Consider the following 22,606-nt stretch of genomic DNA (forward strand, 5'->3'; position numbering starts at 1 on the left):
CGCAAGCCAGCTGCCGGCCTGCGGCTGCCGCAGCACCTCGAGAGTGGCGAGACCCTCGTCCGCACGCGGGGTGCCCGGTACACGCGCTGATCTAGCAGATCACCGGTTGCCAGGCCGGGGCTGCCGCGCCGGGAACCGCCGTGACCGGCGCCTGGCTGCACTCACGGCGTGGCGGAGCTAAGTTGATCGGCATGGCGGAAACTGACATCCCGGCGGTGGTGCGCGCCGGCTACGCGTTCTCCGGCCCTGTCCTCGAGCTGGGCGCCCTGGTCGTCGGCGAAACCTGCGACCCCACGGCGAAGGTACGCATCCCGTTGTCCATGGTCAACCGGCACGGGCTGGTCGCCGGCGCGACGGGCACCGGCAAGACCAAGACGTTGCAGGCGATGGCCGAGCAGCTCTCTGCCGCCGGCGTCCCGGTCTTCCTGGCCGACGTCAAGGGCGACCTCTCCGGGATGGCCGCGCCGGGCGTGCCCAGCGACCGGGTCACCGCCCGGGCCCGCGACGTCGGCGCGGACTGGCAGCCCACGGCGTACCCGGTGGAGTTCTTCGCCTTGGGCGGCAAGGGCACCGGCGTGCCGGTGCGGGCCACCATCACCTCGTTCGGCCCGACCCTGCTGGCCAGGGTGCTCGGCCTCAACGACGTCCAGGAGTCCTCGCTCGGCTTGATCTTCCACTACGCCGACAAGAACGCCTTACCGCTGCTCGACCTCGCCGACCTGCGCGCGGTCATCCAGCACCTCACCTCGCCGGCAGGCGCGGGGGAGCTGACCGCGCTCGGCGGTCTGTCCAAGGCGACGGCTGGGGTGATCCTGCGCGAGCTGGTCGCGTTCGCCGACGCGGGCGCCGAGGACTTCTTCGGCGAGACGGAGTTCGACACCCGCGAGTTCCTGCGCACCGCCCCGGACGGACGCGGCGTGGTCAGCATCCTGGAGCTGCCCAGCCTGCAGGACAGGCCGGAGCTGTTCGCCACCTTCCTCATGTGGTTCCTCGCTGACCTGTTCGAGGACCTGCCTGAGGTCGGTGACGTGGACAAGCCGAAGCTGGTGTTCTTCTTCGATGAGGCGCACCTGCTGTTCCGCGACGCGTCGAAGGACTTCCTGGCCGCGGTGACCCAGACCGTGCGGCTGATCCGCTCGAAGGGCGTCGGCATCTTCTTCGTCACGCAGACGCCGAAGGACGTGCCCGGCGACGTGCTGGCGCAACTGGGCAACCGGGTACAGCACGCCTTGCGGGCGTACACGCCGGAGGATGCCAAGGCGCTCAAGGCCACCGTGTCGACGTTCCCGAAGTCGGCGTACGACCTCGCGGAGGTACTCACCCAACTGGGCACCGGCGAGGCGGTCGTGACGGTGCTGTCGGAGCGGGGCGCGCCGTCCCCGGTCGCCTGGACCAGGATGCCGCCGCCGCAATCGCTGATGGCGCAGGTCGACGCGGCGGTGTCGGACCAGCTCGTCAAGGCGTCCCCGCTGTTCGCCAGGTACGGCCCGCGGGTCGACCGCGAGTCGGCGTACGAGATGCTGCTGGCCAAGGTCGCCGTGCCGCCGCCCGCCGCACCCGTCCCGGCGCCGTCTTCGCCCGAGGCGCCGGCCCGCAAACCCGAGCCGGAGAAGTCCTTCCTGGAGAAGGCGCTCGGCAACGCGGCGGTGCGCACGGCCCTGCGCAGCGCCGCCACGGCCGCCGGCCGGGAAATCGCCCGATCGATCTTCGGGACCGCCCGGCGGCGCCGCTGAACGCGGGCCCCATCGCCCGCCGACCGCGCAGGTCGCCCGAGCGGCCGGCCCGGAAGTACGAGGGCCGCCGTCGGCGGCCGGAGGCGACGGCCGGCGCGCCTCTCACCCCTGCTGACGTTCGCTCCGTTGCCGGATCAGCTCCTGGACGGTGGTGGCAGCGTCGTTTCGAGGTCGCTGGCGATGCTGTGCTCCTCCTGCGGTGAGCCCGGACGCCCGCACCGTTCCGCGTCATGACTGGTGTCGCGGTTACTGCAGCCGGGCGGATTGCCGGGTATTGCTGGTAAACCGCCGGTCTTCCGCATCCCCGGCCCGACGAGACCGCCGGGACCACCACAGAGGCGGCCGCCGAGCCAGAAACGGTTCCCGGCAATGCTTCACCTGGTGGACCGGACGTTGCAGCAAGCGAACCGCAACGACGATGCACGACCGCCGCGCCGCGGGGTTTCCGGGGGCTCGGCCCCCGGAGCAGGCATGACGAGTGGTTCCGGCTCGCGCGTTCGGCGAGCGGACTCCACCCAACCACTCGTGGACCGGACGTTGCAGCAAGCGAACCGCAACGACGATGCGCGACCGCCGCGCCGCGGGGTGTCCGGGGGCTCGGCCCCCGGAGCAGGCATGACGAGTGGTTCCGGCTCGCGCGTTCGGCGAGCAGACTCCACCCAACCACTCGTGGGGCGGACGGGACTCGAACCCGTGACCGATCGATTATGAGTCGACTGCTCTAACCCGCTGAGCTACCGCCCCTTACCGGCGGCGATCCTAACCCGCCACTCAACCCGCAAGCCACCGATCTACGCCGGTACCCGCGCTCCCAGCCACGCCAGCACCGCGCCCGCGGTGCGCCAGCCGCCGGCCAGCGCGCCCTGGATCGAGGGGCTGTCGCGGTGGTCGCCGGCCACGAAGAGGCCGTCGCCCAGGTCGACCGGCTTGCGGAGATTGGCCTGCGGGACGCGGGCCGAGGGCAGCGCCTCCGGGATGCTCACCGTCTCCAGCAGCTCCCACGAGTCGGTCGGCACGCCGTACATGCGGGCCAGCTCGACCCGGATCACCGACTCCGACGCGCTCGACGGGGCGGACACGCCGACCACCGAGGCGGCGATCAGCGACTTGCCGCTGGGTGCGTACTCCGGCGCGGCGTTGCTCACCACCACCGTGTTGGCGATGATCTCGCGGCGGTCGCCGTCGAGCAGGAGGGTGGGCTCGTCGAGCGGGGCGTGGTCGGCCCCGAAGTAGAAGGTCGTCAGGCCGTGCATGTCGGGCACCGGCAGCTGGGGGAGGAGCGTGGTGGCGGCGACCGGGCCGGTGGCGACCACGACGGCGCGGCAGCGGATCTCGCCGCCCTCGGTGACGACCATGCCGGGGCCGACCGAGAGGGTGCGGGCGCCGATCAGCAGCTGGGGATAGGGGAGCGGTCCGGCGATGGCGGCGGGCAGCGCGGCCATGCCGGCGGCCGGTACGCCGATGCGGCCGCGGGCGAAGGAGCGCAGCACCATGGCGAACACGTGGCTGGACGTGTCGAGCGAGCGGTCGGCGAACACCCCGGACAGGAAGGGCCGCAGCACCTCCTCGATCATCCGGTGCGACAGGCCGGCCTTGCGCAGCATCTCCTGCGTGGTCGTCTCCCGCGCCGCGAGCAGTGACGCGGGCGGCATCGTCGCGCAGCGGGTGGCCAGCGCCGCGAACTTCAGGCGGTCGCTGAGCGTCCCTACGCCCGAGGCCAGCGTGCGGGGCACGGTCAGCGGGTCGCGCAGCGGGTTCTCCAGCCGGTGCAGGTCGCCGCCGCGGCGTACCAGCACGCCGGGTGTGAAATACCGCATGTCCAGCGCCTCGACGTCGATCAGCGCCGGGATCCGCGGGTAGGCGGTGTTGAGCACCTGGAAGCCGCGGTCTAGGTGCCAGCCGTCGATGACGTCGGTGGCCACGCGGCCGCCGATGCGGTCGGAGCCCTCGACGAGCAGCCATTCGACGCCGGCGCGGTCCAGCCGGCGTGCGGCGGCGAGACCGGCGAGTCCGCCGCCGACGATGACGACATCCACCTCCACGGGCTGCGACACGGGCACCTCACAAGGGGACGAAACAGGCGAGCCTCAGCCTAACGGCGGGAGATGGCCGAGGCAGGAGAATCGGTCACGCTTCACGTTAGGGCGGTACCATCAGGCAAGCAAAACCCTCAGGCAAGCGAAACGCCCAGGGCGTGTGCCCTGGGCGAAAGTGGCTCCCCCGATTGGACTCGAACCAATAACCTGCCGGTTAACAGCCGGCTGCTCTGCCAATTGAGCTACAGGGGATTGCTGCTCAGCACCGGTGCTCCGTGGTGCCGGGAAACAGAGTACATGACCGCGGGCCCGATGCACCAAGGGGTACCCGGGCGCGCCGTACCGGGTGAAACGACCGTGGCATGAGTACAAAAAAGGCAGGATGGGTATGACGCAGCGGAGACGCGCACGCGTCACGTTCGGAAGGAGCCGCCACCATGCGCGGAAAGCTGATGTTCCTCACCGGCCTCGCGGCGGGCTTCGTCCTGGGTAGCCGTGCCGGCCGGGAGAAGTACGAGGAGATCCGGGACAGCGCCAAGAAGGTCTGGGAGAGCCCGTCGGTTCAGGAGGCCGCCGGCGTCGCCCAGGCGCAGGCCACCAAGCTCTACTCGGAGGGCAAGGACAAGATCCAGTCCTCCAAGCTGGGCGAGAAGATCGGCGACAAGCTGCACACGACCAGCGACACCGGCGAGCTGGCCGGTTCGAACAGCAAGTCCCCCGGCACCGTCTGAGAGCAACGCCGAAGGCGGCCGTCCCCATCGCGGGGGCGGCCGCCTTCGTAGGAACAGCGATGACTGACGAGAACAAGTGGCGCCGCCTGGTGGCCGACGATCCCGGCCACTCACGGCGCTACATCCAGCGCTTCCGCGATCTCGCCGCGGGCGGCATGGACCTGGGCGGCGAGGCCCGGATGATCGACGCCATGGTCGGCCGCCGCGCCCGCATCCTCGACGCCGGCTGCGGGACCGGCCGGGTGGGCGGCTTCCTCCTCGACGCGGGCCATGAGGTGGTCGGCGTCGACCTCGACCCCGAGCTGATCGCCCACGCCCGCGCCGGGCATCCGGGTGGCGAGTGGCTGGTCGGCGATCTGGCCGAGCTCGACGTGCCGGGCGACTTCGACGCGATCGTCTGCGCCGGCAACGTGATGACCTTCGTGGCTCCCTCCACCCGGGTGGAGATCTTGCGCAGGCTGGGTGGGTGCTTACGCGCCGAGGCGCGACTGGCGGTCGGTTTCGGAGCCAAGCGGGGGTACGCGTTCGAGGCGTTCCTGAGCGACGCTGGCACTGCGGGTCTGACCGCCGAGATACTGTTCAGCACCTGGGACCTGCGCCCGTTCACACCCAGGTCCGACTTCCTGGTCGCCCTGCTCGAGCGCGCCTAGGTGGTCGAGCCCGTCCCCGCGCCGTCCTGCGGGCCACCCATCATGCCGCCCGGACCACCGCCCTCGCCGCCGCGGAAGCCGCCGCCCGGCACGCCCTGCTGAACCGAGCCGCTCCCGCCGCTGTCGACCGCCATGCCGATGCCGAAACCGGCACCGCCGGCCAGCGCCGCCGCCAACGCCACCGCGGCGGCGACCTTCTTCCCGGTCCACGGACCCGCCGCCCCCCGGCGCCGGAGCGGTCGTGACGTCGGCCGGCACGGTCCTCCACCCGTCGGCCGGCGGAACCCATTCCCCGGTCGGCGCCCATTCCCCGATCGGCGCGGTGACCGGCTCGTCCGGGTGAAGACGGGTCGTGGCGAGGTGAGACCTGGTCGGTGGTCATCGAGCGTCCCTTCCCTGGATGCTGGGGTGCATCCGTCGAAGGTGCGGGCCCGACCTGTCCCCGGCCTGTGTGTGGGTTACGAATACGCGATGGAAACGCTCCCATTGACGTCCGGCAATGGAATCGGTAGCTTTTCCAGGAATCCCGAGGGCGAGCGCGTTGCCGTGCAGGCGGCGGGCTGGGTGGTGGTTCCCCACTTCCCCCGTTCTCGAGGCAGGTCATGAAAAGACAGCTCACCCTGATCGGCGCCGTGGTCATCGCCCTCGTCGCGTCGGTGCTCACCTTCACGAGTCCGGCCTACGCGGCCACCGGGCTGCACATCAGCGGCACGAACATCGTCGAGTCCAATGGATCGACGTTCATCATGCGGGGCATCAACCACGAGCACACCTGGTTCACGAACCAGACCAGTTCGTTCGCCAACATCAAGGCCACCGGCGCGAACACCGTACGCGTGGTGCTCAGTGGCGGCCGATGGACCGCCAACAACGCCTCCGACGTGGCCAACGTGATCTCGCTCTGCAAGCAGAACCGGCTGATCTGCGTGCTCGAGGACCACGACACCACCGGGTACGGCGAGGACGGCGCCGCCTACCCGCTCGACCAGGCGGTGAACTACTGGATCGGCCTCAAGAGCGTGCTGGCCGGCCAGGAGGACTACGTCGTCATCAACATCGGCAACGAGCCGATCGGCAACAACAACCCCGGCCAGTGGACGGCCGCCACCGCCGCGGCCGTCCAGAAGATGCGCAGCAACGGCTTCCAGCACCTGCTGATGGTCGATGCGCCGAACTGGGGCCAGGACTGGCAGTACACGATGCGGGACAACGCGCAGACCGTGCTCGACGCCGACACTCAGCACAACACCGTGCTGTCGATCCACATGTACGCGGTCTTCAACACGGCGGCGTCCATCACCTCGTACCTGGACGCCGTCAAGGCCAAGGGGTGGCCGCTGGTGATCGGCGAGTTCGGCTGGCAGTTCGCCTCGGGCGAGGTGGACGACCAGACGCTGATGGCGGAGGCGGTCAAGCGCGGGCTCGGCTACATCGGCTGGTCGTGGGCCGGCAACAACGACCCGGTCCTGGACATGACGACCAACTTCGACCCGAACGCGCTCACCACGTGGGGCCGGCGGATCGTCGACGGCGCCAACGGGATCAGGGCGACCTCGAAGCAGGCGACGATCTTCGGTACGAGCACGACGCCGCCGACCACCCCGCCGACCACCCCGCCGACCACCCCGCCGACCACCCCGCCGACGCCCCCGCCCACCACTCCGCCGGCCGGCGGGGCGTGCACGGCGTCGTACTCGATCGTGGGGCAGTGGCCGGCCGGGTTCCAGGGCGAGGTCAAGGTCACCGCGGGCGGCGCGGCGATCAACGGCTGGACCGTGACCTGGACGTACGCGAACGGGCAGTCGGTGTCGCAGGCCTGGAGCGCCACGGTGACCAGCAGCGGCTCGGCCGTCACCGCCAGGAACGCCGGCTACAACGGCAAGCTCGCCGCCGGCGGGTCGACGACGTTCGGCTTCCTCGGCTCGTGGTCGGGCACCAACAGCGTCCCGGCCCTGTCCTGCACCACCGGCTAGCGCGACAAGCCCCGGGCCCGGCCGGGCCCGGGGCTCCTATCCTGGTCGCCATGGATCTCGAGTTCAGCGGCGAGATGTGGTTCTGGCGGGGCCCCGCGCCCTGGCACTTCGTCACCGTCCCCGACGACGAGTGCCAGGCCATCGCGGCGGCGGCCTCGCTGGTCACCTACGGCTGGGGAATGATCCCGGTGGCGGCGCGCATCGGGCGGACCGGGTGGACCACCTCGCTGTGGCCCAAGGACGGCAGATACATCGTCCCGGTCAAGACCGTGGTGCGGAAAGCCGAGGCCATCGACGTCGGCGACACCGTGACCGTCCGCCTCACCGTCGACGTGCGGTAGCCGGCCGCCCGACCAGCCGGAACCGCTGGGTGACCACCGGCGTGTCGTCGTCGATCTCCGGACCGGCGCCGAGGAACTCGGCCACGAAGTCGCTGCGGAAGAACTCCTCGTGGGCGGCGCGCCAGGCGGCGGCGTCGCGGTAGCCACGGCCCTCGGCCCGGGCGTACTCGTCGGTGACCATGCCGATCGGCTCGATGCCGACGTGCGTCATCTCGATGACGGCGGCCGGCTCGCCGTCCGAGTCCACGACGCAGAACCGGTCGCCGGCCGCCGGAATCGGCTCGCCGGCCCGCTCGTGCAGCGCGGGCAACCCGGTCATCGTCGTCTTGAAGCCGCCGAGGATGGCGCCGACCCCGGCGTCCCGGAGCGGGCCCGGCGCGGCGAGCTCGAGAACGGGCAGGTCACCGGCGTCCGCGACGACCGGTGTGAACAGCTTCCAGTGCCCCTCGGTGACGACCTCGAGCGTTCCGCCGGCCACCTTGATCGCGGTTTCGTCGTCGATCGCGTACGCCGGACCGGGGATCTCGGCCGCCCACTTCTCCGCCGCGGCCATGGTGTTCTCGCTCAGATCCGGATGATCGACGTGCGGGAAGATCGAGAAGCCGACGACGCCCAGCGCCTCGTCCCGGCCGCCCGGCGGCTCCCAGCTCATGAAGTCGGCGCCGATCCGCGGGGTCAGCACCATGCTGCCGGCGCTGAAGCCGACCCAGACCGTCTCCGGCAGCGACGGCAGCAGATCGGCCAGCCCCGACTCCCGCATCCAGTGCGCCAGGAACAGGGCGTCGCCGCCCTTGACCAGCAGCGCGTCCGCCTCGCGCACCCACGACACCCAGCGGTCGCGGTCGATGCTGGGCAGCGCGGTCAGCTCGAGCACCCCCACCGACTTCCACCCCAGCTCGGTCATCGGCAAGGGGGAGTGTCCACTGACGAAGCGCCAGACCCCGCCCGGCGAGCCGTAGGGGCTGCCGTAGTCGGCGGTCGGGATGCAGAGCGCGGTGGACTCGGCGATCGGCTTGCCGAGCAACTCGACGAGCGCCGCCTCGATGGACTTGTTCCGGACACCAGCGGACGTGAGCAGCAGCTTCATGGTTACCCCGTGACGTCGGACGAGAGGGCCGTCGGCCGACGTTAGCAACCCGGCGGTTCAGACCGTGAGCGCCCGCCGCACCGTCCCCTCGGCCTCGGCGCCGCCGTCGCCGGTCGAGGTGACCCGGCCGGCTTCGAGGACGTAGTAGCGCTGGGCGGCGGTCAGGGCGAAGCCCACGTGCTGCTCGACCAGCAGCACCGACATGCCGCCGCGGTCGGCCACCGCCCGGATGGTCCGCTCGATCTCGGCCACCACCGACGGCTGGATGCCCTCGGTCGGCTCGTCGAGCAGCAGCAGGCGGGGTCGGGTGATCAGCGCCCGGGCGATCGCGAGCTGCTGCCGCTGGCCGCCGGAGAGCAGCCCGGCCCGGCGGCCCATCAGCTCCCGCAACGCCGGGAACAGGTCGAGGGCCTCGGCGGTCGCGGCCTTGCCGTCCCGGCGGCCGTCGGCCACCAGCTGCAGGTTCTCCGCGGTGGTGAGGTGCGGGAAACTCTGCTGGCCCTGCGGCACGTACGCCATCCCGCGCGCCACCCGCTGATGTGGGGCGAGCCGGGTGATGTCGTCGCCGTCGAGCAGCACCCGGCCCCGGCGCGGCCGCAGCAGCCCGGCCGCGCAGCGCAGCAGGGTGCTCTTGCCGGCGCCGTTGTGGCCGAGCACGGCCGCCACCCCGTCGCCGGGCACGGCCAGCGACACCCCGTGCAGGACGACGCTGCGGCCGTACCCGACGTGCACCTCGTCGAACTCCAGCATCACGCCCCCTTCACCGAGTGTCCGAGATAGACCTCCTGCACCCGCGGATCGGCCTGCACCTCGGCGACCGTTCCCTCGGAGAGCACCTTCCCCGCGTGCATGACGGTCACCGTGCGGGCGAACCGGCGCAGGAAGTCCATGTCGTGCTCGACCACCAGCACCGTCCGGTCGGCCGCCAGCCGCCCGAGCAGCTCGCCGGTCGCGTCCCGCTCGGCCTGGCTCATCCCGGCCACCGGCTCGTCGAGCAGCAGCAGCTTGGCGTCCTGCACCAGGAGCATGCCGATCTCGAGCCATTGCTTCTGGCCGTGGGCCAAGGTGCCGGCAAGCTCATCGCGTACGGCCGAAAGACCCACGGTCGCCAGCGCCGCCGCCACCGATTCCGGCACTCTCGTGCGTTTGCGCAGCAGGGTGATCGGATGCCGGCTCCAGCCGGCCGCGATGTCGAGGTTCTGCAGGACGGTGAGTTCCTCGAAGACCGCCGCCGTCTGGAACGTGCGCCCGACGCCGAGCCGGGCGATCTTGTGGACCTTCGTGCCGAGCAGCGGGTGCCCGTCGAAGGTCACCGAGCCGGACGCCTTGACCAGCCCGGTGATGGCGTCGATCAGGGTGGTCTTGCCGGCGCCGTTCGGCCCGATCACGAACCGCACGTCGCCGGCCGGCACGTCGAGATCCACCCCGCCGACCGCCACGAAGCCGTCGAACACCACGCGCAGGTCGCGCACCGAGAGTCCGCTCATGACGCCGCCTTCCGCCGGCGGACCATCTCCCACAGCGACGCGAGGCCGCCGGGCAGGAAGACGATCGGGAGGATGAACAGCAAACCCTCGAAGTAGGTCCAGGCCGAGGGGACTTTCTCGGAGAGGGCGGTACGGGCCCAGGCCACCGCGATCGCGCCGACCGCCGGCCCGACCAGGCTCGCCCGGCCGCCGACCGCGACGCCGACCACGAACTCGATCGAGGGCACCACCCCGACCAGGGCCGGCGAGATGATCCCGACCGCGGGCACGAAGAGGGCGCCGGCCAGCCCGGCCATGCCGGCCGCCACCACGTAGGCGACGAGCTTGACGTTGGCCGGGTCGTAGCCGAGGAACCGGACCCGCTCCTCACCGTCGCGCACGGCCACGAGCAGCTCCCCGTACCGGCTGCGCATCAGCTGCCAGGCCACCGCGAGCATGAGCAGCAGCGCCCCGGCCACGATGAAGTAGATCATCCGGCGGTTGACCGGGTCGTTCAGGTCGTAGCCGAAGAACCCCTGGATGTCGGTCAGCCCGTTGGTGCCGCCGGTCGTGCCCTGCTGCCCGACCAGGAAGATCGCCATGGCCGCGGCCAGGGCCTGGGACAGGATCGCGAAGTAGGCGCCGCGGACCCGCCGCCGGAAGATCAGCAACCCGAGCAGCAGGGCCACCAGCATCGGCAGCGCCACGGTCGCGGTGAGCGCGAAGACGGGGTTGGTGAACGGCCGCCACCACCACGGCAGGGCGTCCAGCTGCCCGTACAGCTGCATGAAATCGGGCAGGTTGCCGGGACCCGCGTCGACCAGCTTGAGATGCATGGCCATCGCGTAGCCGCCGAGGCCGAAGAAGACGCCCTGGCCGAGGGTGAGCATGCCGCCGCGGCCCCAGGCCAGGCCGATGCCGACCGCGATGATCGCGAGGCAGAGGTACTTGGCGAGCAGGCCGAGGCGGAAGTCGCCGAGGACGGCCGGGGCGAGCGCGAAGAGCAGGACCGCGCCCACCCCGAAGCCGGCGGCGGGCCTCCAGCGCCGCCCCGCCCGCGGCTGGGGCGGGGACTCGACCGGCGGTGACGCGACGGCGGTCATGCCAGGCTCCTCGTCCGCAGCGTGAACAGGCCCTGCGGCCGCCACTGGAGGAACGCGACGATCACCACGAAGACGATCACGCTGGCCACGCTGACCGTGGTCGCGTACTCCACCATCGACTGCAGCATGCCGAGCGCGAACGCCACGATCACGGTGCCCTTGATCTGGCCGATCCCGCCCACGACGACGACCAGGAACGCGTTGACGATGATGTTGGTGCCCATGGCCGGCCCGATCGGGCCGATCAGGGTGAGCGCGACCCCGGCGATGCCGGCCAGCCCCGAGCCGATGAAGAAGGTCAGCCGGTCGACGCGGCCGGTGGCCAGCCCGGAGACGGCGGCGAGGTCGCGGTTCTGCACCACCGCCCGGATCCGCCGGCCGAGCGGGGTCGTGCGCAGCACCACGGTCAGGGCGGCCACCGCGCCGAGCGCCAGCACCAGGATGAAGACCCGGCTGCTCGCGATGACCAGGCCGCCCGGCAGGTGGATGCTGCCGGTGAGCAGGTCGGGCGCCCGGGTCTGCACGTTCGGCGCGCCGAAGATGTCCCGGGCCGCCTGCTGGAGGATCAGTGCCACGCCCCAGGTCACCAGCAGCGTGTCGAGCGGCCGCCCGTACAGCCGGCGGATCAGCAGGAACTCCAGCAGCACCCCCATCGCCCCGGCGACCGCGAACGCGACCGGCAGGGCGACCAGCAGCGAGGCGCCGGCGCTGGTGATCACCTGCTGGAGCACGTAGACGGTGTACGCGCCGGCCATGATGAACTCGCCGTGCGCCATGTTGATCACGTTCATCTGGCCGAAGGTCAGGCTCAGCCCGAGGGCGATGAGCAGCAGCACCGCGCCGATGCTGATGCCGGTGAAGAGCTGGCCGAGGACGAGGCTCACAGCCCGGTCGCCCAGCTGTAGTCCTTGAGGTACGGGTCCGGCTTGACCGGCTGGCCGGAGCTCCAGACCTCCTTGATCAGGCCGTCCGAGCCGATCTTGCCGATCCGGGCGGTCTTGTAGACGTGCTGGGACGGCCCGTCCACGGTGACCAGGCCCTCGGGCGCCTCGAACGTGATGCCGCCGGCGTCGGCCGCCGCCTTCACCTTGGCGACGTCGAACGCGCCGGCCTTCTCGACCATGGCCTTCCAGAGATAGACCGAGGTGTACGCGGCCTCCATCGGGTCACTGGTCGGCTTGTCGGCGCCGTACTTGGCCTTGTACGCCTTCACGAACTTCTCGTTGGCGGCGCCTTCCGTGGTCTGGTAGTAGTTCCAGGCCGTGAGCTGGTCGGCCAGGTACTGCGTGCCGATGCTCTTGACCTCCTCCTCGGCGATCGACACCGAGACGACGGGCATCGCCGCCGCGGTCAGGCCGGCCGACTTGTACTCCTTGAAGAACGCCACGTTGCTGTCGCCGTTGAGGGTGTTGAAAACGGCGCTCGCCTTGGCCGCCTTCACCTTGTTGACGATGGTCGAGAACTCCGTCGAGCCGAGCGGCGCGTAGTCCTCACCCAGGACCTTCATGCCGTTCGCCGACGCGTACGCCTTGATGATCTTGTTGGCCGTCCGCGGGAAGACGTAGTCGCTGCCGACCAGGTAGAGCGAGGTCTTGCCCTGCGCCTTGAGATAGTCGAGAGCCGGCACGATCTGCTGGTTCGTGGTCGCCCCGGTGTAGAAGATGTAGGGCGACTCCTCGAGCCCCTCGTATTGCACCGGGTAGAACAGCAAGGCCTTGTTCTTCTCGAAGACCGGCTTCACCGCCTTGCGGCTGGCCGAGGTCCAGCAGCCGAAGACCGCGGCGACCTTGTCCTGGCTGATCAGCTTCTGGGCCTTCTCGGCGAAGGTCGGCCAGTCCGACGCGCCGTCCTCGCTGACCGGCGTGATCTGCTTGCCGAGCACGCCGCCGGACGCATTGATCTCGTCGATCGCGAGGCGCAGAGAGTCCCGCACGGTGACCTCGCTGATCGCCATCGTGCCGGAGAGGGAGTTGAGCAGCCCGACCTTGACGCTCGGCCCGGCCGTGTCGACGACCGCTCCGGCCCCGCCCGCCGTTGCCCCGTCACTGGTCTTGGCGCCACACCCGGCGAGCCCGGCGAGCGTCGCCGCCGTCGCCACCAGGGCCAGCGCCCGATATCCACGATTCCCGAACATATATCCTCCTGAGGCAACCCTTGGGGGACCGTTCCAGGCATTGACTGCTAGGAATGGGGTAAGTCTCGGAGGAGGCGATTTCCCGGCCGTTTCCCGGCCCTTAACAAATAGTTTCCGCGCCGTCACTGAGGGTGCATCGGCCGAAATAAATGCCTCGCTCGCATATGGACGGTCCGCGGCCGATCCGCCGGCCGCCCGCCGCCACCCGGGCACCGCCGCCACTTCAAGGACGTGGACGCCAAATCAAGCCCCGACCGCGCCACTTCCTGGAAATGGCCGCCACCGGCGCGACCTCGGCCGTCGCCGACTTCCCGGCGGGAGGTCGAGCCGGCCGGTGGGTCGACGCGTGCGAGCCGGTGCGTGTCGTCAAGCGGCGAGGGCGTGGTCTGTGGGCCGGGTTTGGTCGGGCTGGTGGTCGCGGACCATGGCGAACAGGACGTCGACGCGGCGGCGGGCGAGGCAGGCTGGCGAACGCGGCGAGGAAGACCGGGCGACCGCGACCGGCAACGCGCCGACCGGGGCCGGCTGGCCGACGACGAGGATCCGGCCGTGCCGGGCGAGTTTGTCGAACGCCTGCCGCATCTTCGCCTCGCTGTTGGCCGGCGCAGCGTCGTGTAACCGCCGTGTTCCAGGGCCGGCGAGACGGATCGCCAGCAGGGCGACTAACTCGCGGGCGATCTGGGGGTATTGCGCGCGATGTCCGGAAGCTCGATGTGATCTGGGCAACACAAACCGGCGAGGATCGGGCAGGATCGGGGCCATGGGTGATCTACGGGTCGTGGTGTGCGGGGGCGGCGCCGCCTCCGGGGTGGTGTCGCTGATCAAGGAGGCGTGCGCCCGGGGCTGGACGGTCGACGTGACCGCCACGAAGAGCGCGCTCGACTTCATCGAGCCGGCGAGCATTGTGCGCGCCAGCGGGCGGCCGCTGCGGACCACGTACAAGTTCGCGCCGGACGGGCGGCGGATCTCGCCGCCGGCCGATGCTCTCATCGTGGCGCCGGCGACGTTCAACACGATCAACAAGCTGGCCGCGGGCATCGCCGACACCTATGTTCTCAGCTCGGTCGCCGAGGTCATCGGGCGCGGCGTGCCGACCGTCGTGGTGCCCGCGGTCAACTCGGCGCTCGCCGCCCGGCGGCCGTTCCGCAGGGCGATCGACGATCTGCGCGAGGAGGGCGTACGCGTCCTGTTCGGCGCCGAGGACGGCTGGGAACCGCTGCCGCCCGGGCACAACGATCCCCGCCGCTTCCCGTGGATCCGGGCGCTCGACCTGGCCGAGGAGGCATTCGGTTTGACAACGATCGATCCGGGCGTTCCGATGAGGGCATGATTCGGAGAGCGTCCGCGTTCGCCGCGGCGACGGTGCTGGCCATGATGGGACTCGGAACGCCGGCGCAGGCACAGGACTCGATCGGCCGGCGCATCGCCAAGATGACGCTGGCCGAGAAGGTCGGCCAGATGGTCGTCTCCTACGTCTACGGCGACTCCGCGACCAATCCGAGCGCCGCCGACGCGGCCGCCAACCAGCAGGCGTACGGCGTGAGCACCGCCGCCGAGGCGGTCGCCAAGTACCACCTCGGCGGCGTCATCTACTTCACCTGGAGCCACAACCTCAACGCCCCGGCCCAGATCGCCGCGCTCTCCAACGGGCTCCAGCTGACGGCCATGGCCGACACCGGCATCCCGCTGCAGATCAGCACCGACCAGGAGGGCGGCGTCGTCAACCGGATCGGCGCGCCGCTGGCGGTCTCGCCCGGCAACATGGCCCTCGGCGCGACCTTCGATCCCCGTACGGCGGAGAAGGTCGCGAAGGTCAGCGGCCAGGAGCTGCGGGCGCTCGGGATCAACGTGGTCGACGCCCCGGTGGTCGACGTGAACACCAACCCGAGGAACACGGCCGACGGCGTACGCGCGTTCTCCGACCGCACCGACCACGTCGTGGCGTTCACGAAAAGCGCGATCAAGGGCTACCGGAGCGCCAAGATCGGGACGCAGGCCAAGCACTTCCCCGGCCTGGGCGACACGACCGTCAACACCGACAACGGCGTAGCGATCACGAACGAGACGAAAGAGCAGATCGAGAGCACGCACGTCCCGCCGTTCAAGGCGGCCATCGGGGCCGGGGCGACGAGCGTCATGGCCGCCCACATCATCGCCCCCGCGCTCGACCCGTCGGGCAGGCCGGCCAGCCTCTCCGAGCCGATCATCACCGGCCTGCTGCGCAAGCAGCTGCACTTCGGCGGCGTGGTCATCACCGACGCGCTGGAGGCGGCCGCCCTCGAGGACTACACCGACCAGGAGATCGTCCTCGACGCGGTGAACGCCGGCGTCGACCAGCTCCTCATGCCGCGCAACGTGCCGCTCGCCATCCAGACCCTGCTCGACGCCGTCGCCGCCGGCACCATCTCCGAGCACCGCATCGACCAGTCGGTGCGCCGGATCCTCAAGACCAAGACCTATTTCCCGTACGTGCCGGAGCAGCCCACGGTCGGCACCCCCGAGCACCTCGCGACCATGGCCGACGCCGCCGCCCGCTCGATCACGGTCCTGCGCAAGGGCACGCTGCCGCTGCAGCCGGGCCAGAACGTCCTGGTCACCGGCTGGGGCGCGACCACCACGACCAACCTGGCGAACGCGCTCGGCGCCACCCGCTTCTACACCGGGTCGCCCAGCGACGCGGTCATCGCCCAGGCGGTCGCGGCCGCGAACAACGCCGACGTCACGGTCGTCACCACGTACAACGCCTGGAACGACGTCACCCAGCAGCGCCTGGTCGCCGCCCTGCTCGCGACCGGCAAGCCGATCGTCGTCGCCGCGGTCGGCGGGCCCTACGACATCGCCTATTTCCCGGCCGCGCCCACCTACGTGGCCGCCTACGGCTACCAGCCGGTCTCGGTCACCGCGCTGGCCGCGGTGCTGCGCGGCGAGGCGGAGGCCCCCGGCCGGCTCCCGGTCACGATCGACGGCCTCTTCCCGTACGGCAGTGGGATGTCCACGCCGAGCTGAAGGTCCTAGCCTCACCGGTGATGGACCTGCTGGAACGCGTCGACGAGCTGGCCGCGCTCGACCGGCTGCTCGCGGAGACGTCCGCCGGCGGCCGGGTGGCGGTGCTCAGCGGCGAGGCCGGGGCCGGCAAGTCCACGCTGGCCACCGCGTTCACCGAGGCGGCCAGCGCGCGGGCGCACGTGCTCTGGGGCGCCTGCGACCCGCTGTTGACCCCGCGCGCGCTCGGCCCGCTGCACGACATCGCCCGGGTGCTCGGCGGCCGCCTGCGCGAGGCCCTGCAGCGCGAGCGGCCCCGGGCCGAGGTGTTCGACCTGCTGCTCGAGGCGCTGGACCGGCCGCCGCAGTCGCCGCGGCCGGTGGTGGTGGTCGAGGACCTGCACTGGGCCGACGAGGCGACGCTGGACATGGTGGCGTTCCTCGGCCGCCGGCTCGCGCTGTGCCGGGCGCTGCTGCTCCTGACGTACCGGGACGACGAGATCGGGCCCGGCCACCGCTTGCGGACCGTCCTCGCCGGACTTCCGGCCGCGCTTTCCGGCCGGGTGAGTCTGCCGCCGCTGTCCCGTGCCGCCGTCGACGAGCTGGCGCGGCGCTCCGGCCGGGACCGGCCCGAGGTGCACGCGGTCACCGGCGGCAATCCGCTGCTGGTCACCGAGGTGCTGGCGGCCGAGGCCGAGGGGATCCCGCCGACCGTGCGCGATCTCGTGCTGTCCCGGCTGGCCACCCTCGGCGAGCCGGCCCGCGAGGTGGCCGGGCTGGTCGCGGTGGTGCCGGCGCGGGCCGAGTCGGCGCTGCTCACCGGCCGGGCCGATGCGGTCGAGGAGTGCCTGGCGCGCGGGGTGCTGACCACCAGCGGTGACGGCGTCGCCTTCCGGCACGAGCTGTTGCGCCTGGCGGTGGAGGAGGCCCTTTCGCCCGTACGGCGGAAAGCCCTGCACGCCGAGGTCCTGTCGGCCCTGGCCGGGATACCCGGGATCGACCCGGCCCGGCTCGTGCACCACGCCCACCACGCCGGGGACGCGGCGGCCGTGCTGCGCTGGGCGCCGGCCGCCGCGCGACGGGCCGCCCAGCTCGGCGCCTACCGCCAGGCCGCCGCGCACTACGCCACCGCCCGCCCGCTGGTCGCCGCCGGCCCGCCGGACGAGCACGCCGGGCTGCTCGAGGAGTACTCGACGGCCGCCTACCACGGCGGCCTCAGCACCGAGGCGATCGAGACCCGGCGCGCGGCCCTGGCCCTGCGCACCGAGCAGGGCGACCCTCGCCGGATCGGCGACGACCTGCGCTGGCTGTCCCGGCTGAGCTGGTGGAACGGCCGGCCCGACGAGGCCCGCGCGGCCGCCTGGCGGGCGGTCGAGGTGCTCGAGGCGGCGCCGCCGGGCCGCGAGCTGGCCGCCGCCTACAGCAACCTGTCGCAGCTGTTCATGCTGGCCAACGAGGAGCCGGCGGCGGTCGAGTGGGGCAACCGGGCGCTGGAGCTGGCCCGCGGTCTGGGCGACCTCGACACCGAGCTGCACGCGATGGTCAACATCGGCTCGGCCCGGCACCAGCTCGACGACGCGGCCGGCGCGGCCCTGCTCACCGCCGCCTTCGAGCGGGCAGCCGCGGCCGGCTTCGACGACCACGCCGGTCGCGCGCTGGTCAACCTCGGCACCCAGTCCGTCGACCGCTACGACTACGCCACCGCCGACGCCGCCTTCGACCGGCTGCTGCCCTTCCTGACCGCCCGCGACCTGCACGGCTACGTCCGGCACGTGTCCGGCCACCGGGCCCGGATGGAGCTCGCCCGCGGCGACTGGCCGGCCGCCGCCGACGCCGTCGCCGTGGCGCTGAGCGGCCCGCTCGAGCCCGGCGGCGCCCAGTTGCCGGCCCTGGCCGCGCGGGCGGTGCTGCGGATCCGGCGGGACGAGCCGGGCGCCGGTGAGGCCGCGGCCGAGGCGGCCGAGCGCGGCTACCGCACCGGCGAGATCCAGTTCGTCGGCCCGGCCGCGCTGGCCCTGGCCGAGCTGCACTGGCTGGACGGCGACCGGCGCCGGGCGGCGGCCGAGGCACGGCACGGCGCCGAGGTCGCCGCGCGGGCCGGGCACGCCTGGTTCCTCGGCGAGCTGGGGTTCTGGCTGGCCCGCTGCGGCGAGGAGCCGCCGCCGGTGGAGGCCGAGCCGTTCCGGCTGATGATCGCGGGGGAGTGGCGGGCCGCCGCCGCGGCCTGGGCCGAGCGCGGCTGCACCTATCTGCGGGCCGAGGCGCTCGCCGCCGGCGACGCCGCCGCGACCGCCGAGGCGCTGCGCATCTACGACCGGCTCGGCGCCGTGCGGCCGGCCCGGCGGTTGCGGGCCACGCTGCGCGAGCGTGGGCTGCCGGTGCCGCGTGGTCCCCGGGCCGCCGCCGCGGCCGACCCGACCGGACTCACCGGCCGCCAGCGGGAGGTGCTGGCGCTGCTGGCCGAGGGGCTGAGCAACGCCGCGATCGCCTCCCGGCTGACGCTGTCGACCAAGACCGTCGACCACCACGTCTCGGCGGTACTGGGCAAGCTCGGCGTCCCGAGCCGGGGACAGGCGGCCGCGGCGGCCCGGCGGCGCGGGCTGATTTAGGGAACTCTCCCCATGTGGCGGCGGCCGGGGATCTCTAGCGTCGGTCGCATGACAGAGCTTGCACTCGACGGCCTCAAGGCCAAGCAGCAGAAGACCTGGGCCAGCGGCGACTACAGCGCCGTGGCCGCCATCATCCACCCGATCGCCGAGGAGCTCGTCCAGGCCGCCGACCTGTCGGCCGGCGCGCGCGTGCTCGACGTCGCCGCCGGCTCCGGCAACGCGGCCATCGCGGCCGCCCGCTGCGGCTGCCGGGTCGTGGCCAGCGACTACGTGCCGAGCCTCCTCGACCGCGCCCGCGAGCGCGTGGCGGCCGAGCGGCTGGCCATGGACTTCGAGACCGCCGACGCCGAGAACCTGCCGTACCCGGACGGCTCGTTCGACGCGGTGCTCTCGGTCGTCGGCGCCATGTTCGCCCCCGACCAGGAGAGGGTCGCCGCCGAGCTGACCCGCGTGGCCCGCCCCGGCGGCACGATCGCGATGGCGAACTGGACGCCCGAGGGCTTCATCGGCCAGATGTTCCGCACGGTCGGCCGCCGGGTGCCGCCGCCGCCCGGCATCCGCGGCCCGGTCGAGTGGGGCAGCGAGGCGCGGGTCCGCGAGCTGTTCGGCGACCGGGTGACCGACCTGCGGGTCGTGCCGCGCACGTTCGTGTTCCGCTACCCGTCACCGGAGGCGTTCGCCGAGTACTTCCGCCGGCACTACGGCCCGACGGTCAAGGCGTTCGAGGCGCTCGGCGACGACGCCAAGCCGCTCTTCGACGACCTGGTGGCGCTGGCGGCCGTGCACAACGTCGCGACCGACGGCACCGCGAAGATCGCGGCCGCCTACGTCCAGGTGCTGGCGACGCGCCGCTAACCGGTCTCTTCCAGCGGGGTGGGTAGCCGGTTCGGCGTGGCGGCGCCGAACCGGTGGCGCACCGCCGCCGGGTCGAGGGCCGCGGTCGCCGCCACCACGGCGCCCGACGCCAGCTTCTCCATCTCCGACCGCAGGATCGGGGCGGCCAGCTTGGCCAGGCCGTGCATCTCGAGCTCGACCCGGTAGGTGACCTCGCTGCCGCCCGGGACGGCCCGGACCACGACGGAGTCGACGCAGGTCGCACCCTCGCTGCGGCCGTGGAGGACCAGGCGGCCGGGCTCGTCGGCGATCAGCGTGTAGGTGAGCTCGGCCGTCACCCCGTACACCTTGCGCACATGCCGCCACTGCGCGCCGGGGACGGTCGGGCCGTCGCCGAGCCGGCTGGTGCGCACGGCCGAGGGATCCCATTCCTGAGCGTTCGCGAAGTCGCGGAGATAGGCCAGCACGACGGCCGGGGCTGCGGTCACGGCGAACGTGCGCTCCACGACGATCATCGGTCCCCCTGGGCGTCGGCGGTGCTGTCCCAGCGTAATGGCAGCTTCTGATCAGTGCCCGTGTTTCACTCTCTCGCCGAAACCGCGGACGAACCGCTTCTGCCACGGCGTCTCGACCGCGCCCGGGTGGTAGTGCGCGCGCACGTAGGCGACCGCGTCCGGGCCGGGCACACCGTCCAGCACCGCGAGGCAGGCCAGCGCGGTTCCGGTGCGTCCGCGGCCGCCACCGCAGGCGATCTCGACCCGCTCACCCTCGCTGCGGCGCAGGGCTTCGAGCAGGACCTCGTGGAGGTACGCCGGATCGGCCGGCAGGCGGAAGTCGGGCCACCGGACCCAGCGCTGTTCCCAGCCCACTTCCGGTGGTTCCTTGCCCAGCAGGTAGACGCCGAACGCCGGGGGATGACCGGACGGCATCGGGTCGCGCAGGCCGCGGCCGCGCACCAGCCGTCCCGACGGCAACGCCATCACTCCGGGCTCACCGGCCCGCCAAAGTTGCTCGATACCCACGTCACCATCCTGCTACAGTCGCGGCCATGTACGGCTTCTGCGAGCGACGCCGGCGATCTGACGACCGCCGCTGAAGTTGTGCCCTTCCACCGGCGGGTCGAGCCCGCCGGTTTTTTGTGTCCGGAACCGGTCGACCCGCCTCCGCGCGTACACGTCGATGGGTTTGCCATGAATCTCGAAGCTCTGCTCGCCGACCGGCTCGCGGCGCCGCTCGCCGCCGTCGCCGGATTCCCGGTCGATCCCGTGGTCCGGCGGTCGCAGCACGCCGACTTCCAGTCCGCGGCCGCGCTCGCGCTGGCCAAGCGCACCGGCCGGCCACCGTGGGCGATCGCCACCGACGTCGCGGCGGCGGCCAGCGCGCATCTCGCCGGCCTGGCCACCGTGCGCGTCTCCCGGCCCGGCTTCCTCAACGTCACCGTCGACGACGCCGTGCTCGCCTCCGCCGTCGACGACCTCGACGACCGGCTCGGCGTCCCACCGGCCGCCCGGCCCGAGCGGGTGGTCATCGACTACTCGGCGCCGAACGCCGCCAAGGAGATGCAGATCGGGCACCTGCGGTCGACGATCATCGGCGACGCGCTGGCCCAGCTGCTCGGCTGGCTCGGCCACGACGTCGTGCGGGCCAACCACCTCGGCGACTGGGGAACCCCGTTCGGGATGCTGATCGAGCACATGGTCGAGCTCGGCCACGACCGGGCCCGGCACTCGCTCGGCGACCTGACCGGCTTCTACCGGGTGGCGCGGGCGAAGTTCGACTCCGACGAGGACTTCCGGGTCCGGGCCCGGCGGCGGGTGGTGGCCCTGCAGTCCGGCGACGAGCTGTCCCGGACGTTGTGGACGCAGCTGGTCGAGCAGACCGAACGCAACTTCCTCGACACGTACGCCCGGCTCGGAGTGACCCTTACCGGGGGTGACTTCGTCGGCGAGAGCTTCTACCAGGAACGGCTGGCGTCGGTGGTGGACGATCTCGCCGCGCGGGGCCTGCTGGTGGAGAGCGAGGGCGCGCTGTGCGTCTTCCCGGACGGCTTCACCGGGCGGGACGGCGAGCCGCTGCCGCTGATCGTGCGCAAGAGCGACGGCGGGTTCGGGTATGCGGCGACCGACCTCGCCGCGGTCCGGCACCGGGCCGGGGACCTGAAGGCCGACCGGCTGCTGTACGTGGTGGGCGCACCGCAGCGGACCCACTTCCGGATGGTCTTCGCGGTCGCCCGGGCGGCCGGCTGGCTGCCCGCGGCGGTGACCGCCGAGCACATCGAGTTCGGCTCGATCCTGGGCGACGACGGCAAGGCCTTCCGGACCCGGGCCGGCGACAACGTACGGCTGGACGACCTGCTCGACGAGGCCGACAGCCGCGCCTCCTCGGCCGCCGTCGGCATCGGCGCGATCAAGTACGCCGACCTGGCCGGGGACCGGCGGTCCGACTACGTCTTCGACTGGGACCGGATGCTGGCCTCGACCGGCAACACCGGGCCGTACCTGCAGTACGCCTGCGCCCGGATCCGGTCGATCTTCCGGCGGGGCGCGTCCGAGCCCGGGCCCGTGGTGCTGGCCGAGCCGGCCGAGCGGCGGCTGGCGCTGGCCCTGCTCGGCTTCGAGCCGGCCGTCACCGCCGCGGCGGACCTGCGGGAGCCGCACCGGCTCGCGGGCTACCTGCACGACCTGGCCGTCGCGTTCTCGGCCTTCTACGAGACTTGCCCGGTGCTGCGGTCGGACGGCGCGACCCGGGCGAGCCGGCTGACCCTGGCCGACCGGACCGCCCGCACGCTGGGCTTGGGCCTCGGCCTGCTCGGGATCGATATCCCCGGCGAGATGTGACAAGTGGGTTCTTCAACTGCCGAGGCATCGACGGTTAGGGTGCGTTCAGGCGCGCCTGGACCAGGCGCGCGATCCGATTCGGAAAGGTTC

20 protein-coding genes, 2 tRNA genes and 2 pseudogenes are annotated in these 22,606 nt (G+C 72.1%); 10 read left to right on the top strand and 14 right to left on the bottom strand.

All coding sequences use genetic code 11. The features are described 5' to 3' along the window. Nucleotides 1-191: 191 nt before the first annotated feature. A complete protein-coding gene (locus tag ACQP2F_RS08235) occupies nt 192-1,733 on the top strand; it encodes a helicase HerA-like domain-containing protein (protein WP_433302160.1) in 1,542 nt (513 codons plus the stop codon). 670 nt (nt 1,734-2,403) lie between these two features. On the opposite strand, the gene ACQP2F_RS08240 is transcribed toward ACQP2F_RS08235, so the two are convergent. The 3 genes from ACQP2F_RS08240 to ACQP2F_RS08250 form a co-directional block, all read right to left on the bottom strand. After that, nucleotides 2,404-2,477, bottom strand: a tRNA-Ile gene (locus ACQP2F_RS08240). 47 nt (nt 2,478-2,524) lie between these two features. Next, nucleotides 2,525-3,787, bottom strand: a complete 1,263-nt coding sequence (locus ACQP2F_RS08245; RefSeq protein ID WP_433302162.1) for an FAD-dependent oxidoreductase — start codon at nt 3,785-3,787, stop codon at nt 2,525-2,527. A 158-nt stretch (nt 3,788-3,945) separates the two neighbouring features. Further along, nucleotides 3,946-4,021 (bottom strand) — tRNA-Asn (locus tag ACQP2F_RS08250). A gap of 185 nt (nt 4,022-4,206) precedes the next feature. Between ACQP2F_RS08250 and ACQP2F_RS08255 the strand changes: the two genes are divergently transcribed. Together ACQP2F_RS08255 and ACQP2F_RS08260 are read left to right on the top strand one after the other, a co-directional pair. After that, nucleotides 4,207-4,500, top strand: coding sequence for a hypothetical protein (locus ACQP2F_RS08255; protein WP_433302164.1), 294 nt, complete (start codon nt 4,207-4,209; stop codon nt 4,498-4,500). A 59-nt stretch (nt 4,501-4,559) separates the two neighbouring features. Then, nucleotides 4,560-5,150 (top strand): class I SAM-dependent methyltransferase, encoded by a 591-nt coding sequence (locus ACQP2F_RS08260; protein WP_433302166.1) that lies wholly within the window; start codon nt 4,560-4,562, stop codon nt 5,148-5,150. On the opposite strand, the gene ACQP2F_RS08265 is transcribed toward ACQP2F_RS08260, so the two are convergent. Continuing rightward, nucleotides 5,147-5,332: a hypothetical protein gene (locus ACQP2F_RS08265; protein ID WP_433302168.1), complete on the bottom strand. Its 186-nt coding sequence runs from the start codon at nt 5,330-5,332 to the stop codon at nt 5,147-5,149. The two genes, ACQP2F_RS08260 and ACQP2F_RS08265, sit on opposite strands and share 4 nt — an antisense overlap. 420 nt (nt 5,333-5,752) lie before the next feature. Between ACQP2F_RS08265 and ACQP2F_RS08270 the strand changes: the two genes are divergently transcribed. Further along, complete coding sequence (locus tag ACQP2F_RS08270) at nt 5,753-7,123, top strand: cellulase family glycosylhydrolase (protein WP_433302170.1); 1,371 nt, start codon at nt 5,753-5,755, stop codon at nt 7,121-7,123. 50 nt (nt 7,124-7,173) lie between these two features. After that, nucleotides 7,174-7,464, top strand: a complete 291-nt coding sequence (locus ACQP2F_RS08275) for a DUF1905 domain-containing protein (RefSeq protein WP_433302172.1) — start codon at nt 7,174-7,176, stop codon at nt 7,462-7,464. On the opposite strand, the gene ACQP2F_RS08280 is transcribed toward ACQP2F_RS08275, so the two are convergent. The 8 genes and pseudogenes from ACQP2F_RS08280 to ACQP2F_RS08315 form a co-directional block, all read right to left on the bottom strand. Next, nucleotides 7,445-7,783 carry an ASCH domain-containing protein gene (locus tag ACQP2F_RS08280; protein ID WP_433307393.1) on the bottom strand — a complete coding sequence of 113 codons (339 nt, stop codon included), beginning with the start codon at nt 7,781-7,783 and terminating at the stop codon, nt 7,445-7,447. The genes ACQP2F_RS08275 and ACQP2F_RS08280 overlap by 20 nt on opposite strands. Before the next feature lie 108 nt (nt 7,784-7,891). Further along, a pseudogene (locus ACQP2F_RS08285) lies at nt 7,892-8,551 on the bottom strand (Type 1 glutamine amidotransferase-like domain-containing protein); the annotation flags it as partial. 57 nt (nt 8,552-8,608) lie between these two features. Further along, on the bottom strand, nt 8,609-9,301 hold the full coding sequence (gene urtE / locus ACQP2F_RS08290) for an urea ABC transporter ATP-binding subunit UrtE (RefSeq protein WP_433302174.1): 693 nt from the start codon (nt 9,299-9,301) through the stop codon (nt 8,609-8,611). Next, nucleotides 9,301-10,038 carry an urea ABC transporter ATP-binding protein UrtD gene (urtD, locus tag ACQP2F_RS08295; protein ID WP_433302176.1) on the bottom strand — a complete coding sequence of 246 codons (738 nt, stop codon included), beginning with the start codon at nt 10,036-10,038 and terminating at the stop codon, nt 9,301-9,303. Before urtD ends, urtE begins: the two co-directional genes overlap by 1 nt. Continuing rightward, nucleotides 10,035-11,120: an urea ABC transporter permease subunit UrtC gene (gene urtC, locus ACQP2F_RS08300; RefSeq protein WP_433302178.1), complete on the bottom strand. Its 1,086-nt coding sequence runs from the start codon at nt 11,118-11,120 to the stop codon at nt 10,035-10,037. Before urtC ends, urtD begins: the two co-directional genes overlap by 4 nt. Then, nucleotides 11,117-12,004, bottom strand: a complete 888-nt coding sequence (urtB, locus tag ACQP2F_RS08305) for an urea ABC transporter permease subunit UrtB (protein ID WP_433302180.1) — start codon at nt 12,002-12,004, stop codon at nt 11,117-11,119. Before urtB ends, urtC begins: the two co-directional genes overlap by 4 nt. Beyond that, on the bottom strand, nt 12,001-13,254 hold the full coding sequence (urtA, locus tag ACQP2F_RS08310; RefSeq protein ID WP_433302182.1) for an urea ABC transporter substrate-binding protein: 1,254 nt from the start codon (nt 13,252-13,254) through the stop codon (nt 12,001-12,003). The genes urtB and urtA overlap by 4 nt, the downstream gene beginning before the upstream one ends. 483 nt (nt 13,255-13,737) lie before the next feature. Continuing rightward, nucleotides 13,738-13,911, bottom strand: a pseudogene (locus tag ACQP2F_RS08315) (IS110 family transposase); the annotation flags it as partial. A 103-nt stretch (nt 13,912-14,014) separates the two neighbouring features. On the opposite strand from ACQP2F_RS08315, the gene ACQP2F_RS08320 reads away from it, so the two are divergent. Genes ACQP2F_RS08320 through ACQP2F_RS08335 form a run of 4 tightly spaced genes read left to right on the top strand, consistent with a single transcriptional unit; the run spans nt 14,015 to nt 19,700 of the window. Next, entirely contained in the window at nt 14,015-14,584 is a 570-nt protein-coding gene (locus ACQP2F_RS08320) for a flavoprotein (RefSeq protein WP_433302184.1), read from the top strand. Further along, entirely contained in the window at nt 14,581-16,260 is a 1,680-nt protein-coding gene (locus tag ACQP2F_RS08325; RefSeq protein WP_433302185.1) for a glycoside hydrolase family 3 protein, read from the top strand. The genes ACQP2F_RS08320 and ACQP2F_RS08325 overlap by 4 nt, the downstream gene beginning before the upstream one ends. Nucleotides 16,261-16,280: 20 nt before the next feature. Next, on the top strand, nt 16,281-18,845 hold the full coding sequence (locus ACQP2F_RS08330) for an AAA family ATPase (RefSeq protein ID WP_433302187.1): 2,565 nt from the start codon (nt 16,281-16,283) through the stop codon (nt 18,843-18,845). Between the two features lie 48 nt (nt 18,846-18,893). Next, nucleotides 18,894-19,700: a class I SAM-dependent methyltransferase gene (locus ACQP2F_RS08335; protein ID WP_433302189.1), complete on the top strand. Its 807-nt coding sequence runs from the start codon at nt 18,894-18,896 to the stop codon at nt 19,698-19,700. On the opposite strand, the gene ACQP2F_RS08340 is transcribed toward ACQP2F_RS08335, so the two are convergent. After that, nucleotides 19,697-20,194 (bottom strand): SRPBCC family protein, encoded by a 498-nt coding sequence (locus ACQP2F_RS08340; protein ID WP_433302191.1) that lies wholly within the window; start codon nt 20,192-20,194, stop codon nt 19,697-19,699. The genes ACQP2F_RS08335 and ACQP2F_RS08340 overlap by 4 nt on opposite strands. 51 nt (nt 20,195-20,245) lie before the next feature. Continuing rightward, nucleotides 20,246-20,701, bottom strand: coding sequence for a protein-tyrosine phosphatase family protein (locus ACQP2F_RS08345; RefSeq protein WP_433302193.1), 456 nt, complete (start codon nt 20,699-20,701; stop codon nt 20,246-20,248). Nucleotides 20,702-20,869: 168 nt separating this feature from the next. On the opposite strand from ACQP2F_RS08345, the gene argS reads away from it, so the two are divergent. Continuing rightward, a complete protein-coding gene (argS, locus tag ACQP2F_RS08350; protein ID WP_433302195.1) occupies nt 20,870-22,516 on the top strand; it encodes an arginine--tRNA ligase in 1,647 nt (548 codons plus the stop codon). Nucleotides 22,517-22,606 lie beyond the last annotated feature (90 nt).

This window comes from Actinoplanes sp. CA-030573 (assembly GCF_050951115.1).
Taxonomy (GTDB): Bacteria; Actinomycetota; Actinomycetes; order Mycobacteriales; family Micromonosporaceae; genus Actinoplanes.

What these genes read in the sequence shown, in the direction of transcription:
- ACQP2F_RS08235 (WP_433302160.1), top strand. Translation starts at nt 192, where the DNA reads ATGGCGGAAACTGACATCCCGGCGGTGGTGCGCGCCGGCTACGCGTTC.
- ACQP2F_RS08255 (WP_433302164.1), top strand. Translation starts at nt 4,207, where the DNA reads ATGCGCGGAAAGCTGATGTTCCTCACCGGCCTCGCGGCGGGCTTCGTC.
- ACQP2F_RS08260 (WP_433302166.1), top strand. Translation starts at nt 4,560, where the DNA reads ATGACTGACGAGAACAAGTGGCGCCGCCTGGTGGCCGACGATCCCGGC.
- ACQP2F_RS08270 (WP_433302170.1), top strand. Translation starts at nt 5,753, where the DNA reads ATGAAAAGACAGCTCACCCTGATCGGCGCCGTGGTCATCGCCCTCGTC.
- ACQP2F_RS08275 (WP_433302172.1), top strand. Translation starts at nt 7,174, where the DNA reads ATGGATCTCGAGTTCAGCGGCGAGATGTGGTTCTGGCGGGGCCCCGCG.
- ACQP2F_RS08280 (WP_433307393.1), bottom strand. Translation starts at nt 7,783, where the DNA reads ATGACCGGGTTGCCCGCGCTGCACGAGCGGGCCGGCGAGCCGATTCCG.
- urtE (WP_433302174.1), bottom strand. Translation starts at nt 9,301, where the DNA reads ATGCTGGAGTTCGACGAGGTGCACGTCGGGTACGGCCGCAGCGTCGTC.
- urtD (WP_433302176.1), bottom strand. Translation starts at nt 10,038, where the DNA reads ATGAGCGGACTCTCGGTGCGCGACCTGCGCGTGGTGTTCGACGGCTTC.
- urtC (WP_433302178.1), bottom strand. Translation starts at nt 11,120, where the DNA reads ATGACCGCCGTCGCGTCACCGCCGGTCGAGTCCCCGCCCCAGCCGCGG.
- urtA (WP_433302182.1), bottom strand. Translation starts at nt 13,254, where the DNA reads ATGTTCGGGAATCGTGGATATCGGGCGCTGGCCCTGGTGGCGACGGCG.
- ACQP2F_RS08320 (WP_433302184.1), top strand. Translation starts at nt 14,015, where the DNA reads ATGGGTGATCTACGGGTCGTGGTGTGCGGGGGCGGCGCCGCCTCCGGG.
- ACQP2F_RS08325 (WP_433302185.1), top strand. Translation starts at nt 14,581, where the DNA reads ATGATTCGGAGAGCGTCCGCGTTCGCCGCGGCGACGGTGCTGGCCATG.
- ACQP2F_RS08330 (WP_433302187.1), top strand. Translation starts at nt 16,281, where the DNA reads ATGGACCTGCTGGAACGCGTCGACGAGCTGGCCGCGCTCGACCGGCTG.
- ACQP2F_RS08335 (WP_433302189.1), top strand. Translation starts at nt 18,894, where the DNA reads ATGACAGAGCTTGCACTCGACGGCCTCAAGGCCAAGCAGCAGAAGACC.
- ACQP2F_RS08340 (WP_433302191.1), bottom strand. Translation starts at nt 20,194, where the DNA reads ATGATCGTCGTGGAGCGCACGTTCGCCGTGACCGCAGCCCCGGCCGTC.
- argS (WP_433302195.1), top strand. Translation starts at nt 20,870, where the DNA reads ATGAATCTCGAAGCTCTGCTCGCCGACCGGCTCGCGGCGCCGCTCGCC.